The sequence below is a fragment of the Enterobacter sp. R-1.6.2 genome, assembly GCF_035064085.1.
Classification (GTDB): domain Bacteria; phylum Pseudomonadota; class Gammaproteobacteria; order Enterobacterales; family Enterobacteriaceae; genus Enterobacter; species Enterobacter asburiae_B.
On sequence record NZ_JASEYI010000012.1, the window covers coordinates 156,135 to 172,220 of the forward strand.

Sequence of the window (16,086 nt, forward strand, 5' to 3'; positions counted from 1 at the left end):
ATTCCGTGCAGGCGTCATTCTGACGCTATCATCAATTATATTTTTCATTAACTTGCCGAAGAATAATTACATTATCGCAACATTATTGTCGCTGTTATATTTTCCTAAGATAGGTCCTGGCTGTTAAATCAAGCATAAATGATGCCCGCAAAAACTTAAAAACATTTCTCCCTGTCGCTATCCGTTTTTTGACGTGTGGCACACATAGGTCGGCAGCGTTCCCAGAATAAATAAATAATTCTCATTCTGCTGTTTCTTAATACGCATATAAATATTCTTATTCGGATAGATAAAAAATAAGGGCTCGTACTTCTCCAGCCAGCTGTCGCTGATGTTGTCGTCCGGAAATTTCATATTGCGTATGGACGTCAGATTATAGACGCTGTCTTTGCGCTCAATCTGAAAGAAAACTTTGCGATTCAGGGTCTTCGTAGGATCGCTTTTCAACCGGCCATTCATACTGAGTATTCCGCTGTTACCCTCCACGGTGTAATTCAGCCACAGCGAGAGCGTTTCATCACGGTGATGCTGAATAAAGTTCGCCTGGCAGGAAAAGGGCTGGATGTAATGGCGATGCCAGAGGTAATACGCCGCCACGACAGCCCCCATCAGCAGGCACAGGCAGAGCGCAACAAGCGTTTGACGGTAGCGAACCATACTAGCGATCCTCTATAAAATAATCGGACATACAGCGGTTGGGTTCCGTCATTGGCCTGTCACAGCGAATGACCGATGCGCGAGGCAGCAGGATGTAGCCGCTGACGTACACCCAGGGATAGTTCGCGCACTGGTCCTTAAACGGGGCGGCATAGGCCAGGGCTTTATCCCTGTCGCGCTGCGTTTCAATATCGCGAGAAAAATAGAGCTGGCATTCGCCCATCTTCATCGCGAAGCGGTATCCGTCGACGAAATAGCTGTCATGCAGCAGGTTATGGCTGATAACGCTCACGCCAGCCAGCATCAGCAATAGCACCAGCGCGCCCGGCAGCCAGAAGCGGCGTGTCGGGGCCGTCGGGCCGACAGTCTCTTCGGCGGCATCCGGAGCAGCACGTTCTTCCTCATCAGCCTGCGGCTGCGTCTCTTTAACGGTGATTTGCGTATCGCTTGCGAGCGTCAGTCCAATGCGCGGGATAGTGACAATCGGATCGGTTTCAAACCCCACTTTCTTCAGCCCCTTACGCAGAATAGAAATATTCTGGTAGTAGGTATTAGGCGAAACCAGCATCCCCCGGCGCTGCCAGACAATATCCATGCACTCCTGTTGAGTCACAATACTTCCGACTCTTTCTATTAATAACAACAAACAGCGCCCCGCCGGGGAATTTAATACCACCACCCGGTCAGGATTGTTGAGATCGCGTAATGTGCTGGCCGCTGGATGAAACTCTACCAGGCCATTAATAATGTAATGCTTATGCATAGAATGGGCTAAATACCTCCGGTCAACGCCTGTTGCTCCAGTAGATTCCCTTCACGGTTAACCTGCGTATCCCTCGCCTGTGTAAGGATTAATGTGACGGATTAATGCGCAACTGTATATCCTGGCGCCTGGCGAAAAATCTTATTTTTCTTTTCTCTTTATCTGACCGGTCTGAAGTTTTCTTAACCGCCATTTAAAGCCGTCTTGACACTGACAAAACTCGACAAAGGCGCCCGTTGAACGCTTTAGCCATCATTGTCTGAATTATTCAGCGCGCTTAATTTGTTTTTTTAATAAAAAGCAGAGAGGACGCGCTCTGCCAGCGGGTTTCGAAATTACGACCAATTCGAAAGCTGTCGTCTTAATTAACAATTTCGGTGCGAAACTGTTAGCCACCGTCAGTAACAACCCGCGTCGCATGACGTCCCCAGACTATTTCCTTACAAAACATTTATTAAAGCCAACTTTTCAATAAAAACTACCGGTATGATTATTTACAGGCAAATAAGCAAAAGCCGGTTCAGCGAGGAGAAATTGACGCTACACCTAAACCGTACTTAAAACAAATTAAGATTAATTCAGGTTACCTCTTTTACGCCCTGAGTATAGTGGGCTCACACCGTGCAATGCTTAATTGCTTCGAAAATACAGGCATCGTTCTGCCAGACAGACGAGTCTCATTACAATTATAAATCGAGGGAATGACATGGCGAATAAGCTCAACAACACACGTCATTTAAATGTCGCGCTATTGGGTGGAGATCACTTTGCGCGCCAGGGGATCGCCGCGTTATTAAAAAATATTGTCCCGGCTATGCAGATTACAGCATCGATCGATAATTACGCGGAGATCGAAACGATACTCGCAGCCGCACCGGTAGACGTGATTTTTTTATCCGGCATGGAGAAATATCACGCGGGATATGACTGCCTGAAATATATCAGGAAGATGAAAGTACTTTATCCCGACGTACTTATTTGCATGTATTCCGCACCGGCAAATTCCTGGCTGTGGATACGCGGTGAAATAGACGCCTATCTCTCGCTGCAGGACCCGCTTTATCACTGGCGAGCCAGCGTATTAAAAATGGTCGATAGCCGTTATCGCCCACTAAAAAAAACCACGGCGTTATCGCTGACGCCGGGTGAATGGAGGGTATTGAAGGAACTGCGAAAGGGTCTGGATATGCGTTACATCGCCGAAACAGAGCAGCTTTCTTACCGTCGTGTCAGCGCGTTAAAAAGCTCAGCGATAAGAAAACTCGGGCTCAGGAACAAGACAGATTTGCTGGTCTTTTTAACCAGTTAGACCTGCTGCTTTCAGAGCAAATCTCGACATAACACCATAATGGAATCAGGACAATGAAAGCTCAATTCAATAATAAAACGCTGCTCGCGATCGCTATTGCGGCATTACTGCCAGCGGGCACGGCCCTGGCTGCCGGCACCAGCGGCGGCACGGTGAACTTTAGCGGCAAAGTGGTGACCTCCGCCTGCGCCATCAGCGCGGGAAGCGCCAACATTGACGTGGACATGGGTGAAGTGCGTACCGCAACGCTGAAGACGGCAGGCAGCGTTGCCAGCACGGCAAAAGCGTTTGCCATCACCCTGGAAGATTGCGAAATCGCCGATACCTCAGCCTCTACGGATGAGAACCCGATTGCCGCCACAACCGTGGCCGTCACCTTCACCGGCACGCCGGACACTTCCGATGTGAATAGCTTGTCCGTCGGGGCAAACGGCAGCGCCAACTCTGCGCAAAACGTGGCTATTCGCCTTTATGACGAGCAGGGCAACGTGGTGAACCTGGGTGAACCTGCGGCGGCCATCCCTCTGCGTAAGGGTGCCAACACCCTGAACTTCAGCGCGAAATATTACTCGCCGAAGGGCGGCGCCACCGCGGGTGATGCCAGCGCCGTCGCAACCTACACCGTGACCTATTCGTAATCCTCAGGCCCGGTCTACGGCCGGGCCTGTCTTAGCTTTCAGGAGAAACACTATGCGCGTAAACACATGGATTTGCCTGGCGGGTGCGTTATGTTCCTCCGCCGTCTATGCCGGCGGCGTGGGGCTGGGCGCAACGCGAATGGTCTACTCCAGCGCCACCAGCCAGGCCATGATGCAGGTGAGAAACACCCATCCCGACGCCACGTTCCTCATCCAGTCCTGGATGGAGAATGAGAACGGCGAACGCACCAACGACTTCGCGATCACGCCGCCGCTGTACGTCATGAAGCCGGCCAGCGAAAGCGCGGTGAAAATCATGTTTAACGGCAAAGCCCTGCCAGAGGATCGGGAGACGCTCTACTGGATGACGGTCAAAGCCATCCCCCAGCAGGCTAAAAGCGGCGCCGGGAATACGCTGCAGTTTGCGTCGGCTAACCGCATCAAGGTCTTTTATCGCCCGGAGGGACTCAGCGAGAGCCCGGGAGAGGCGTGGAAAAAACTGGCCGGTGCCTATCGCGCCGGAAAAGTCACGCTCAGCAACCCCACGCCGTACTACCTCACCACCATCAACGTGAAAATTGACGGTATGCCGGTGCAGCCGGTGATGGTGCCCCCGAAAGGCAGCGTGGCGCTGGCCGAAACCTTCAGCCATGCGGGCAGCATGAGCTATCAGACCATTAACGATTACGGGGCATGGACCCCCGCCGCGCGCGCGTCGTTATCCCAATAATAAAAACAGTAAGGCGTGACCACGTGAAAATAAAAATCCTGTGCGCCACGGTGATCTCCCTGGTGATTCGGCAAGCCGTGGCTGCTGAAAGCGAGCTGCAATTTAACCCCGCGTTCCTCAACGGCGAGAGCGCAAACAGCGCCGATCTCGCCTGGGTCAACGCCGGGAGCGCGTTGCCGCCGGGTGATTACAACCTCAACGTGTATATCAATACGAATTATGCGTTCACGGGTAACGTCACGTTCCGCCTTGCTGAAGACAGCACGGGTGAAGCGCTGCCCTGCCTCACGCCTGAACAATTCGCCGCGCTGGGCATCGATAGCCATCAGGCGAAGGGTGGCGACCTGCCGCTGGCGCAGCGCTGCATCTTCCTAACGAAGGCGTTTGCGGATACGCAGTTTGATCTGGACCAGAAGACGCTCACCCTGAGCTTCACCGTACCGCAAAGTGCGATGCGCAATTTGCCGCGCGGGTACGTCAGCCCGGAAAGCTGGGAGGCGGGCATTCCTGCCGCGTGGCTGAATTACGTGGTCAATGGCTCGAACAATGAGTATCGCGGCGAGACGCGCACGCGGGAACAGCAGCTGTTTGCGAGCCTCAACAGCGGCGTCAACCTGGGCGCGTGGCGGCTGCGTGATTTCACCACGTGGACCAAAGACAGCAATGAGCTCACCCACGTGCAGACCTGGCTGCAGCGCGATATTCACGCCCTGCGCGCGCAGGTGTATGCCGGGGAAACGTACACCTCGGCGCAGGTGTTCGACTCCGTGGGCCTGCGCGGTATCGCCCTGAAAACCGATGACAACATGCTGCCCGCCAGCCTCAGCGGCTATGCGCCTGAAGTTCGCGGCATCGCGCGCAGCAACGCCACGGTCACGGTTCGCCAGAACGGCAACATCATCTATCAAACCTCCGTCCCGCCGGGGGCGTTTGTGCTGAAAGATCTCTACCCGACCTCCTCGGGAGGCGATCTGGCGGTCACCATTCAGGAGAACGACGGCAGCAAAACGCAATACACGCTCCCCTTTGCCAGCGTGCCGAACCTGGTGCGTAACGGACAGGTGAAATATGCCCTCGGCGCCGGAAAATACCGTCCGACGGGCAATCAGGACGCGCCCTCTTTCGCGCAGGGCGAGCTGTTCTACGGCTGGCGATACGGCCTGACGTTTTACGGCGGGGCGCAGTTTGCCGATCGCTATAACGGCCTGGCCCTCGGTTTTGGGCAAAACCTCGGCCGCTTTGGCGCCTACTCCATCGACCTGACCCACGCCCGCAGCCAGCTGGCGGACGATCGGCACTATACCGGTGATTCGGTACGCCTGCGCTACAGCAAGCTGCTGAACGACATTGGCACGCGGGTGAATTTCTTCTCGCTGCGCTACTCCACGAAAGGGTTTTATACCCTCAGCGACACCACGTACAAAGGCATGTCGGGCGGATCGCCAAAGCAGACGGTGGAAGACGATGGCACCGTCACCACCCAATACGACACCGTGTACAACCTGCGCATGTCGCGTAAGGCAAAAAACCAGCTGCTGCTGTCGCAGCCGATGGGACAATACGGCTCGCTGTCGCTGTCGTGGGATCAGCAGACCTACTGGAACACGTCAAATACCACGCAAAGCCTGCAGTTTGCGTGGAACGCCACGTTTCGTAACGTGTCGCTTGGCGTCAGCGTCCAGCGAAGCTCGAGCCTGTATGACGACAAGAAAGATAACATCCTGTCGATGTCGATTTCGGTCCCGCTGGGCAACCCGACGCTGTCAACCCGCGCGCGCTTTACCACGACCCATGCGGACTCCACCGGCACCACAACCAGCACGGGCGTGAGCGGCTACCTGCCGGGTGAGGAGAATCTGTTCTATAGCGTCAACCAGCGCTACAGCTCCCGACAGCACTACGGCGGCGATGCCACCCTGCAGTACGAAGGCGCGTGGGGAGACTACAACCTGGGCTACAGCTACGCCAGCGACTCCCGCAACCTCAGCTACGGCATCAGCGGCGGCGCGGTAGTGCATGAAGATGGCCTGACGCTGAGCCAGCCGCTCGGAAATACCAACATTCTGGTGAAAGCGCCGGGGGCCAGCAGCGTCGCCGTGCTTAACCATAAGGGCATCAAAACGGACGGCCGTGGCTACGCGGTGATCCCGTACGCCACGCCATACCGCGTTAACCAGGTCGCGCTGGACGTGACGACCGCCGGCAACGACGTGGAGCTGGAAAACGCCATCGCCAACAAAACGCCTACCGACGGCGCCCTGGTTCGCGCCACCTTCACCACGCACCAGGGGGCAAAAGCGATGTTTATCGTGCGTCACGGCAACGATGTGCTCCCCTTCGGCACGCTGGTCTCGCTCGATGATGACAAAACCAGCGGCATCGTTGGCGATGGCGGCAGCCTGTATCTCTCCGGTTTGTCAGAGAAGGGCAAGCTGAACGCCGTGTGGGGCCGCGGCAGCCGCCAGCGCTGCGCCATTACCTACGCCTTAAACAAGCAGAACTATAACGCCCGCACCGGTCTTTATTCTCAGGAGGTGGTATGTCAGTAACGCTTCGGATCGGCTGCCTTGCGCTGCTGCTGGTTTTCACGCTCCCCGTTCGCGGCTACGACGTGCTGGTCTCCGTCACCGGCAATTTGATCGGCAACACCTGCGTGGTGGCGCAGGACTCCGTTGAGCAAAACGTGCCGCTGGGCACCATTGGTATTAAACAGTTCAGCCGTGCCGGGGCCGTCAGCAATATCAAAACGCCCTTCACGCTCAGGCTTGAAGCGTGCGGGCCAACCTTTGCTGGCGTAAAAATTCGCTTCAGCGGTACGCCGGATGATGCCAATCCGCAGCTGCTGAAAATTGCCGACGGTGGCGCTACCGGCGTGGCGGTGCAGATCCTCGATAAAGAGAGCGTACTCATTCCCCTGAATACAAAGACCACCGCATACGGAACGGCGGGGGATGACAGCGTACAGATGACCTTCTACGCGCAGCTGGTTGCCACCGCTACGCCGGTGAGCGCCGGTGATGTGTCAGCCCTCGCCACCTGGACAACGGAGTATCTATGATGCGTTTAGCGTTTCCTCTCAGCGGATTACTTTTCTGCGCCAGCGTGCAGGCTCTGGACTGGAAATCGGACATTACGCTCTCGCCTCAGCCGATGACCTACAGCGGGCCAGCGGACTCCGTGGTGCCGGGCAGCATTATCGGATCGACCTGGAGCGCCACCGCCAGCGTGCAGCAGGTGTTCTGGTGCGGGCTTATTTTTACCTGCAACAAAGGCACGCTGCAGCCCAGCAGCAGCGCCATCTCAAGCGGTGCGACGGTCACCGTCGACGGCGCGAATTACACCATTTTTGAGACCGGCGTACCGGGCGTGGGGTATATCATCGGGCTGAAGGATTTTAAGAGTACGCAATATATTCCCCTGCAAACCGGTATCACGCAAAGCTACCCGGCAGAGGGCACCAGTGGGTTTGCCCAGGATCTGGGATGGTCAGCAAAGGTCACCTTTATTAAAACCGGTGCCGCCCTGAAATCCGGCGTCTATAACATCCCGACCATCAACGCCGCGGTGCTCACCGCCTATAACAACGAAACGAAAACGGCGCAGGTCATCATCAGCCCGACCACCATCACGGTGACCGCCAGCGGGTGTACGGTCGGCAGCAAAAACGCCAGCGTGGCGCTGGGCACCATTGATATTCGCACCCTGCCCACGGTGGGAAGCACGTCGCCATCGGGGACGTTTACCGTCGGCCTGACCTGCGACGCGAACGTGGCGGTTCACGCGGTGATGACCGATCAGACCACGCCGTCGAACACCTCGTCGGTGGTGACCCTGACCGGAGATTCCACGGCGTCCGGCGTTGGGGTGCAGTTTTTCTACAACGGCAGCGGGCCGCTGACGATGGGGCCGGACAGCTCGGCCGCGGGTGCGACCGGCCAGTTCTTCATCCAGAGCACCACGGCGGCGCAGACGCTCACGTTACCGTTCCAGGCGCAGTACATCCGAACCGGCGAACTGGTCCCCGGCTCGGCCAACGCGCTGGCCAGCATTACGTTTTCCTACCAGTAGGGGCTACTGCTTCACCCACACCAGCTGATCGGTTCGGAAGCCCAGACCGCGCGCGGTGTTCAGGTAATCCTGCTTCACCGCATCCGGAATGGTTGGCGTGCGCGACAGGATCCACAGGTAGTCGCGGTTCGGGCCGCTGACCAGGGCGTACTGGTACTTATCGTCCAGCCTGATCACGTTATAGCCGCCGTAGAACGGGCCGAAGAAGGACACCTTCAGCGCGGCGGTGGTTGGCTCGCCGGTAAAGTACGCTTTGCCTTCGCTCTCGTTCCACTTGTTCTTCACCGGATCGTAGCCCCGGTTGAGCACGCTGATGCCGCCGTCGCTGCGCTTGCCGTAGGTGGCGGTTACCTGCTCCAGCCCGCGTTCAAAGCGGTTTTCCAGACGGGCGACCTCGTACCATTTGCCAAGATAGCGGCTGGCGTCAAAACCGGAAATCGGCTGCACGCCCTTCGGCGGCGTGGGGGATTTACAGGCGACCAGCGTCAGCGCAATGGCAACACCGGTCACTACAGGCCATAGCTTCATGAGAATTCCTTTCATTTGCACGGTTGGACGTTAAGTGTAGTGCACCGTTTCGGCGCTTCATCCCGTTCGGGAAAATTCGTAGTATATTGAGAGTATTCCTCCACTCTGGACACGGACATGGCTTACTCCATCGGCGAATTCGCCAGACTCAGCGGCATCACCGCCACCACCCTGCGGGCGTGGCAGCGTCGCTATGGTTTACTCAAGCCACAGCGCACGGAAGGCGGCCACCGCCAGTACAGCGACGAGGACGTCCAGCAGGCGCTCAAAATCCTCGACTGGGTAAAAAAAGGCGTCCCGATCGGCCAGGTCAAACCGCTGCTGGAGCGCCCGATGCCGGGACGGACCAACAACTGGCAAACCCTGCAGCAGAACATGCTGCAACGTCTGCAGGACGGCAAGGTCGAGTCCCTGCGCCAGATGATTTACGACGCCGGACGCGAATACCCAAGGCCGGAGCTGGTCGCGAACGTGCTGCGCCCGCTGCGCAGCCAGGTCTCGGCCAACGTCGCCGCCGCCATGACCCTGCGCGCGATCCTCGACGGCATCATCATCGCCTACACCTCGTTTTGCCTCGAAGGCGATAAAAAAGCGCCGGGCGATAATATTTTGCTCAGCGGCTGGCACCTGAACGACCCGTGCGAGATCTGGCTCGAAGCCTTAACGCGCACCGGGCAGGGCCACCGAATCGACATCCTGCCGGTTCCGCCTGACGCGCTGGCACCGGAAATTTTCCCGGAGCGCAAATGGCTTCTGGTCACCAGCGGCAAACTCACCGCCGGGCGGAAAAAACAGGTGGAGCAGTGGCAGCAGCAGGTATCGCTTGAAGTGATTATCCTCTGATAATTTTCTCCTGCGGGAATCTTCACGAAAAGTTGAATATTTTCCCGCGCCGCAGATGCTAACGTTTTCCTGTGACGAATAACTCAACAGGAAAACACCATGAAAAAAACTGCCCCTCTGCTGATCCTGGCCTCGATGGCCTTTGCCCCTGCTGCCTTTAGCGCCCCTGCCGGCACGCTGAGCGTCCACATTCTCGACCAGCAAACCGGGATGCCGCCATCAGACGTGACCGTTACGCTGGAGAAACAGCAGCAGGACAAATGGACCCCGATTGCCAGCGGTAAAACCGACCACGACGGCCGCATCAAATCGCTCTATCCGCAGGATCAGGACATGCAGCCTGGCGTGTATAAAGTGACCTTCAAAACCGCAGAGTACTTCCACGGCAAAAAGCTGGACTCCTTCTTCCCGGAGATCCCGGTGCTGTTTACCGTGACCCGCACCAACGAGAAGCTGCACATTCCGCTTCTGCTGAGCCAGTACGGTTACTCGACCTACAAGGGCAGTTAAGACGCATTGATTTTAAAGGAATAAAAAAAATAGTTCCGCTAATACTTGGACAAATTAGTCATGTTGTGTAAGTTTTAATTATATGAACGGGAGGACTACAACATGACAACGAAACCTGTGCTCGGTATTAGCGGATGTTTGACCGGATCCGCCGTTCGCTTTGACGGCGGACACAAGCGTATGGGCTTCGTCATGGATGAGCTGGCCCAGTGGGTGAATTTCAGGCCCGTCTGCCCGGAAATGGCTATCGGCCTGCCGACGCCTCGCCCGGCCATACGCCTGACGCTGACGGACAGCGGCGAAACGCAGCTCCGTTTCAGCAAGCCGCCTCATGATGACCTCACGCAGAAAATGGCCGACTTTACGGCGGACTATCTGCCAAAAATCGGCGATCTGTCGGGATTTATCGTCTGTGCAAAATCCCCAAGCTGCGGCCTGGAACGCGTGCGGCTGTACGATGAAAACGGCAACCGGGGCCGCAAGGAGGGCGTCGGGCTGTTCACCGCCGCCCTTCTTGAAACCTACCCGTGGCTGCCCGTCGAGGAAGACGGTCGGCTGCACGACCCGGTGCTGCGGGAAAACTTTATCGAGCGGGTATTTGCCCTGCACGAGCTAAACACGCTGCGCGCTAAAGGTCTGACGCGGCGTGGGCTGCTGGATTTTCACAGCCGCTATAAGCTTCAGCTACTGGCGCACCATCAGGCAGGCTACCGCGAAATCGGCCCGTTCGTTGCCTCGCTGCACGAGTGGGAAGACCTGGACGCCTTCTTCGTGGCGTACCGGGAAAAACTGATGACCATCCTGAAAAAAACCGCCTCGCGGAAGAATCACACCAACGTGCTGATGCATATCCAGGGATATTTCCGTAACCAGCTGAACACCCGCCAGCGCGGCGAGCTGCGCGACGTGATCCTGCACTATCGCAACGGACAGTTGCCTATTCTCGCCCCGATCACGCTGCTGAAGCACTACCTGGCCGAATACCCCGACCGGTATCTGATGACGCAAAACTACTTTGATCCCTATCCTGATGATTTGGGTCTGCGTCTGGCAGTCAAGTGATCATAAAAATGCGAAGGCCCCATTGACCCGTAGAGGCCCAAAGCAGTACCCCGTTTAGACGACATCCTCACTGTCGTCTCTTTTTTGCATTTCATCTCAAAGACTGTGATTATATACAGGCTTATTCTGCAAAAAGGGGCCTGCCAGTGATCAACACCCTGCACATTCAAAACTACCGATCCATCCGCGACATGTCGCTGGAGCTGGAGCAGCTCAACATCGTCTTCGGGCCGAACGGCACCGGGAAATCCAATATCTACAAGGCGATACACCTGATGCACAGCGCCGCTCAGGGACAGTTTTCCCAGGCGCTGGCAAACGAGGGCGGCATTCTGAAGGTGTTCTGGGCAGGCAAAACCCGCAGCGACCAGCTGCGGCGGATGAATCTGGCGGTGGAAACAGAGACCTACGAATACGAGCTGCAGGTCGGGTTTGTGGAGAAGCTGCCCTACCCCTCGCAGTTTCAGCTCGACCCGGTGATCAAAGAGGAGTCCATCTGGCTGAGCGGTCAGCACCGTCGGCCTTCGTCACAGCTGATGAAGCGTAAGAACCAGGCAGTATTTCTGAACAACGTGCATCACGAGAAAGTGACCCACAGCGGCACGCTGTACGAGAACGAATCGGTGTTCGGGCAGCTCGGCGAACCGCATCTTTACCCGGAAGTGTCGCAGATGCGCGAGTCCCTGCGTAACTGGCGCTTTTATCATGAGTTTTCTGTATCAATCGGCTCGGCGATGCGGGCTCCGCAGGTCGGTTTCCGCTCCCCGGTGCTGGCCAGCGACGGTGCCAACCTGGCGGCCGCGTTTCAGACTATCGTCGAGATCGGCGACGAGCTGCTGCTGATGCGCATCCTTGACCAGGCCTTCCCCGGCTGCGTGTTTTACAGCGACAACACCGGCGGACGTTTTCGCATGATGATGCAGCGCGAGGGGCTGAGCAGGCCGCTGGAACCGGCGGAGTTCTCCGACGGCACCCTGCGCTTTCTGTGCCTGGCGGTAGCGCTGTTAAGCCCGCGCCCACCGGCGTTTATCGCGTTGAACGAACCGGAAAACAGCCTGCACCCACAGATGCTGCCCGCGCTGGCGAGCTTAATCGCCGAGGCCAGCCGCTACTCGCAAATCTGGCTCACCAGCCACTCGCCGGAGCTGGCGAAGTTGATTGAGAAACAGCGATCGTTTTCGCTGTATCAACTGTCAATGGTGGAGGGGGAGACGCGGGTGGAGAGGCTGGGGTAGGTCGGTTAGAAAAAATCGCAAGGAAAGTCTCGTTTGTAGCGAAGTTATGCCTGGAAAGAATATTTCCCAGGCATATCAAATGTCCATTCAAACCGGATTGGTCTGTCAATTAGTGGCGATATATTCAGGATGATTTTCTAGCTTTGCGTTCATCTAACTTTGCAAAGAGCCATACTCTGGCACCAGCGGCGACGCCAACTATAGCGCTCACCACAGATAGATAAATTAATGATTTTGATGATAAATCAATCTTTCCAGAACTTATAATCTCGATCAGTACATTGTTTACAATAAAAATAAATGCAAAAAAAAACACACCGTAATAAAGGGTACTAAGCAGAAAAACCAAAAACGTAGCCCGATGAAACGCCTTATTATTTGCCATTAACTTTATCCTTAACTTTATCGCCGATTAACTCCCCTCCCAAACCACCTATCAGATCATTAACTTCCCCTGGGAAAGGTGCTAGTTCACCGAGTTTACCGCCAGCCCATGAACCTAATGCTGAACCAATAAGCGATCCCGTATTTGGGCCATCAGTAAAGAATGCCCCTCCCATAGCTATGCCGATGTTTTGCCAGGTATTCCTTCCCGGAGCAAGCATCCCCCCCACGCCAGCACTAATGCTGCTTTTATAATCCCACGATTTGTTTTCATTGCCTGGCTGACTCAGGTTAAACCACTGGTACCCTCCGTTGGCGATTTCCGCAATCACTCCCCCGCCAACAACTTTACCCACCGACGCCGCAGGTCCTAAATACCAGGCGGCTCCGATCATTACCCCATCCTGGTAACCTTCGACAATCACTTTTGTGATGTTAGCCCCCTCAGGTAAGTCGCCTTTCGCCAGTTTATCCAAACCTGCCTGTTTTTCTTCTACAGATAAGCCCTTATTTTCGGCATATTGATTCCATGAACCCACGGCGTTCATGTAGTTATCCAGGCCAGAGGGGAGAGGAATGGAGGTAGCATTATTCTCAGCCGCGTTCTTTCCTCCTTGCGCCCCAGCAGCTGCCGAAGCCGTACTACCTCCCGCCAACCCACCAGCCATCCCCGCCGATACAGATGCCAGCGTAATGACCGTCTGCTTTTGATCTTCGCTCAATGTCGACAGGTCTTTCACATCCGGATAGAGCAGGCTGGCTATAGCATGCGCAGCCAGCTCGCCCGTTGCGGCACCTGCCGCACCCGCCGCTGCGCTATTCCCCTGCAGTACTGCAACTGCGCCACCCAGTATCGCGTGCGCAATCGTGTTGATAGCCGGGTTATCCTCTGTCGATTTCAGCAGATGCGCCAGCTCCGGTGCCGACGCGCCCGCCAGCGCCCCTCCGATATTGCCGCCCGCCAGTCCCTGCAGCGCTGCCGTGGCCGCCTGGATGCCGCGCTGCATATCGCTGCCGGTACCATATTTTTCCTGCGTCTCTTTATATTCCGGCGTAGCACGCAGTTTCGCCAGATAATCCTGGCGATCTTTTTCTGTCGCGTTAGCCGGAATATCACCATATTTATCCTTTGCCGCCTTCAGCCCGTTAAGATCACCCTGCGTCCTGGCAATATCCGCCACCTGGCTACCAATGTCGCTGATCATCCCAACCGCGTTCAGGCGGTTCTGCTCTTTCTCCTTGTCGAAGATCGGGCTGATGCTGTCGTTAGCATGTTCGGTGTCGCGACTCAGATCGGCCACGTCCTGCTTCTGGTTTGCCTTGTCGCGGATGGTGAGGGAGCCCTCTGCCACGGCGGCCTGCGTGGTGCCTTCCTTATGGCCTTTATTACCCGCAGCGGAGATCATGCCGCCCGGCAGGTTGCCCTGGAATTTATCCCCGAAGCTGCCGCCCCCGCTCAGGCTGATACCGGAGTGCGAGGTTTTAAAGTCCGCTTCGTTGTGGATATCGCTGAAGCCCAGCGTTCCGGTATCAAGGCTGTTTTTGTCCGGCGTGGCGGTGGACGCGATAACCGCGCCATCAAGCTGGGTGTGATGCCCCACGGTGATGTCGAAGCCCCCGTCCCCGGCATACAGCCCGGTCTGTTCGGCCACCGAATCAAAGCGGCTCTTCATCTTGTCCTGGCTGGCGTTGATATAGCCTGAACCGGACATGGTGCCGAAGGTGAAGCTGCCACCCGCTGCAACGCTGGTCTGCTTGCTGTCGTAGTCGCTGTTGTTCTGCTGGCTGCGCATCAGCAGGTCGTGACCAACATCTGCCACGATTTTATTGCCGTTAACCTGGGCGCCATCAAGCACGGTGTCGTGCCCGCTTTTAAGGGTGACGTTTTTGCCGCTGTCGATTGTGGTTTCGGTCCAGTCGGTACCGTTACCTTTATCCTTGCCGTGCGCGGCGTTAACGTTGGCAAACACGCTGATACCCGCGCCGTTGCCTCCGGCACCGATGCTTACCCCAATACCGCCACCGCTGCTGCTGTTCTTGCCGCTGGTCTTTTGGGTATTCGCCGCGCCGGACAACAGAATATCGTTCTGTGCATCCAGCGTGGTATCGCCCCCGGCTTTCAGCTGGCTGCCCGCAATCACGATGTCGCCGCTGTTCGCGCCTTTGTTTTTGCCGTTCGCGGTGATGGAGAGATTATTGCCTGCGTTCAGCGTGCTGCCTGCCACCGCATCACTCTCAGCATGCTGCTGTGATTTCGACTTCTGGGTCGTCAGCGAGAGGCTCACACCCATTGCGTTCGGGTCGCCGGTGGTTGCCGCCATATCCGCTGCCTGCCCGGCCTGCACGCCGGACAGCACCGTTTTGGTGGCCTGAAGGGCTTTCAGACGGCCATCACTTTGCTCTTTGGTCTCCTGCGCCGCGCTCACGGCATTGTTAATAGCGCTACCGACGGTGCCGGAGAGCGCCACGGTGAGCCCGCTTTTCTTCTGCTCGAAGGTTTCATCCCGGGTGCGCCTGTCGTGCCCCGGCTCGATGATGACGCTGTCGCCGCTGAGGCTTAAATCCTTCCCGGCGATAAGATCCGCCCCGCCGATGTGGGTCTGGTTTCCGGCAGAAATCGCGACGTTACCGCCCGTCGAGCCCACCGTACTGAAGCTCTGGCTCTGGGTGGTACCCTTCTCACGAAGATCGTGCGTGCTTTTACTGCTGCCGATGGTGAAGCCAATCCCGCCCGAGCCCATCAGGCCGGATTTTTTCTCTTCCTTAAAGCGCCAGGAGGTGTCGGTGTTGGTGGCCGCCACGATATCAACGTTGTTGCCCGCCTTAAGCTGCACGTCGCCATCGCCCGCCACGGCGGAGCCGAACACCCGCAGGTTGTTGCCCGCCACCACCTGCACGTTGTCGCCGCTAAGTAATGAGCCGGATTCACGCGTCGCGCTGTCCTCCTCGATGGTGTGGGTGGTTTTCTTGCTGAGGAAACCTTTTTTGGTTTTGGTCTGCTCTTTGTAGTGATAATCGCTTTCGGTTGCGGTATTGAGATTGACGTCGCGGCCTGCCGCCACGCCGATATCGCCCTTCGCCGTCACCTGCGCGGCTTCGGTGGTGACATCGCGTCCGGCGAGGATTTGAGTATTCTCCCCGCTGGCGATCTCGGTTCCCTGCTGACGTACCGATTCGTTAATAACGGTTTTCTTGCCTGACCTATAGCTGTCGCCCTGCGTGGTCTCTTCCGCAGCCAGATTCACGTCGCGACCCGCCTGCAGCCCGACGCTTTTCTCCGCCGCCAGCGCGGCGGCCCGGGCGTTGATATCCTGCCCGGCCTTCAGGACCAGGTTATCGCCTGCGGAAATCGTGGTGCG

General features: G+C 56.7%; 15 protein-coding genes. 10 read left to right on the forward strand and 5 right to left on the reverse strand.

The features are described from left to right. Nucleotides 1-177: 177 nt before the first annotated feature. Both QMN93_RS14785 and QMN93_RS14790 read right to left on the reverse strand, forming a co-directional pair. Nucleotides 178-657, reverse strand: coding sequence for a hypothetical protein (locus tag QMN93_RS14785; RefSeq protein WP_023309865.1), 480 nt, complete (start codon nucleotides 655-657; stop codon nucleotides 178-180). 1 nt (nucleotide 658) lies between these two features. Beyond that, nucleotides 659-1,420: a winged helix-turn-helix domain-containing protein gene (locus QMN93_RS14790; protein WP_182410759.1), complete on the reverse strand. Its 762-nt coding sequence runs from the start codon at nucleotides 1,418-1,420 to the stop codon at nucleotides 659-661. A 706-nt stretch (nucleotides 1,421-2,126) separates the two neighbouring features. Here QMN93_RS14790 and QMN93_RS14795 point away from each other — a divergent pair. The 6 genes from QMN93_RS14795 to QMN93_RS14820 are packed head-to-tail and all read left to right on the forward strand — an operon-like array spanning nucleotide 2,127 to nucleotide 8,165. Beyond that, entirely contained in the window at nucleotides 2,127-2,729 is a 603-nt protein-coding gene (locus QMN93_RS14795; RefSeq protein ID WP_182410760.1) for a LuxR C-terminal-related transcriptional regulator, read from the forward strand. 53 nt (nucleotides 2,730-2,782) lie between these two features. After that, nucleotides 2,783-3,367: a fimbrial protein gene (locus QMN93_RS14800; RefSeq protein WP_032661969.1), complete on the forward strand. Its 585-nt coding sequence runs from the start codon at nucleotides 2,783-2,785 to the stop codon at nucleotides 3,365-3,367. Between the two features lie 52 nt (nucleotides 3,368-3,419). Beyond that, entirely contained in the window at nucleotides 3,420-4,097 is a 678-nt protein-coding gene (locus QMN93_RS14805) for a molecular chaperone (protein ID WP_193138759.1), read from the forward strand. 23 nt (nucleotides 4,098-4,120) lie between these two features. Next, entirely contained in the window at nucleotides 4,121-6,646 is a 2,526-nt protein-coding gene (locus QMN93_RS14810; RefSeq protein WP_193138758.1) for a fimbria/pilus outer membrane usher protein, read from the forward strand. Next, on the forward strand, nucleotides 6,637-7,155 hold the full coding sequence (locus QMN93_RS14815) for a fimbrial protein (RefSeq protein WP_064673835.1): 519 nt from the start codon (nucleotides 6,637-6,639) through the stop codon (nucleotides 7,153-7,155). The genes QMN93_RS14810 and QMN93_RS14815 overlap by 10 nt, the downstream gene beginning before the upstream one ends. Beyond that, entirely contained in the window at nucleotides 7,152-8,165 is a 1,014-nt protein-coding gene (locus QMN93_RS14820; protein WP_074399213.1) for a fimbrial protein, read from the forward strand. The genes QMN93_RS14815 and QMN93_RS14820 overlap by 4 nt, the downstream gene beginning before the upstream one ends. Before the next feature lie 3 nt (nucleotides 8,166-8,168). Here QMN93_RS14820 and QMN93_RS14825 read toward each other — a convergent pair whose 3' ends face one another. Then, entirely contained in the window at nucleotides 8,169-8,693 is a 525-nt protein-coding gene (locus QMN93_RS14825) for a lipocalin family protein (RefSeq protein WP_047059663.1), read from the reverse strand. Between the two features lie 117 nt (nucleotides 8,694-8,810). Here QMN93_RS14825 and QMN93_RS14830 point away from each other — a divergent pair, with 117 nt between their 5' ends. The 4 genes from QMN93_RS14830 to QMN93_RS14845 all read left to right on the forward strand — a co-directional run bounded on the left by QMN93_RS14830 (nucleotide 8,811) and on the right by QMN93_RS14845 (nucleotide 12,343). Beyond that, nucleotides 8,811-9,536: a MerR family transcriptional regulator gene (locus QMN93_RS14830; protein WP_032661978.1), complete on the forward strand. Its 726-nt coding sequence runs from the start codon at nucleotides 8,811-8,813 to the stop codon at nucleotides 9,534-9,536. Between the two features lie 99 nt (nucleotides 9,537-9,635). Continuing rightward, nucleotides 9,636-10,046, forward strand: coding sequence for a hydroxyisourate hydrolase (gene uraH / locus QMN93_RS14835; RefSeq protein WP_033147068.1), 411 nt, complete (start codon nucleotides 9,636-9,638; stop codon nucleotides 10,044-10,046). 102 nt (nucleotides 10,047-10,148) lie between these two features. After that, nucleotides 10,149-11,108, forward strand: a complete 960-nt coding sequence (locus QMN93_RS14840) for a DUF523 and DUF1722 domain-containing protein (RefSeq protein WP_182382839.1) — start codon at nucleotides 10,149-10,151, stop codon at nucleotides 11,106-11,108. Nucleotides 11,109-11,254: 146 nt separating this feature from the next. After that, on the forward strand, nucleotides 11,255-12,343 hold the full coding sequence (locus QMN93_RS14845) for an AAA family ATPase (protein WP_047059659.1): 1,089 nt from the start codon (nucleotides 11,255-11,257) through the stop codon (nucleotides 12,341-12,343). Nucleotides 12,344-12,467: 124 nt separating this feature from the next. Here the strand turns inward: QMN93_RS14845 and QMN93_RS14850 are convergent, their stop codons facing one another. Both QMN93_RS14850 and QMN93_RS14855 read right to left on the reverse strand, forming a co-directional pair. Then, on the reverse strand, nucleotides 12,468-12,728 hold the full coding sequence (locus QMN93_RS14850) for a hypothetical protein (RefSeq protein ID WP_033147070.1): 261 nt from the start codon (nucleotides 12,726-12,728) through the stop codon (nucleotides 12,468-12,470). After that, nucleotides 12,718-16,086: hemagglutinin repeat-containing protein (locus QMN93_RS14855; RefSeq protein ID WP_323630724.1), on the reverse strand; the 3,369-nt coding region annotated here is incomplete at its 5' end. The genes QMN93_RS14855 and QMN93_RS14850, both read right to left, overlap by 11 nt.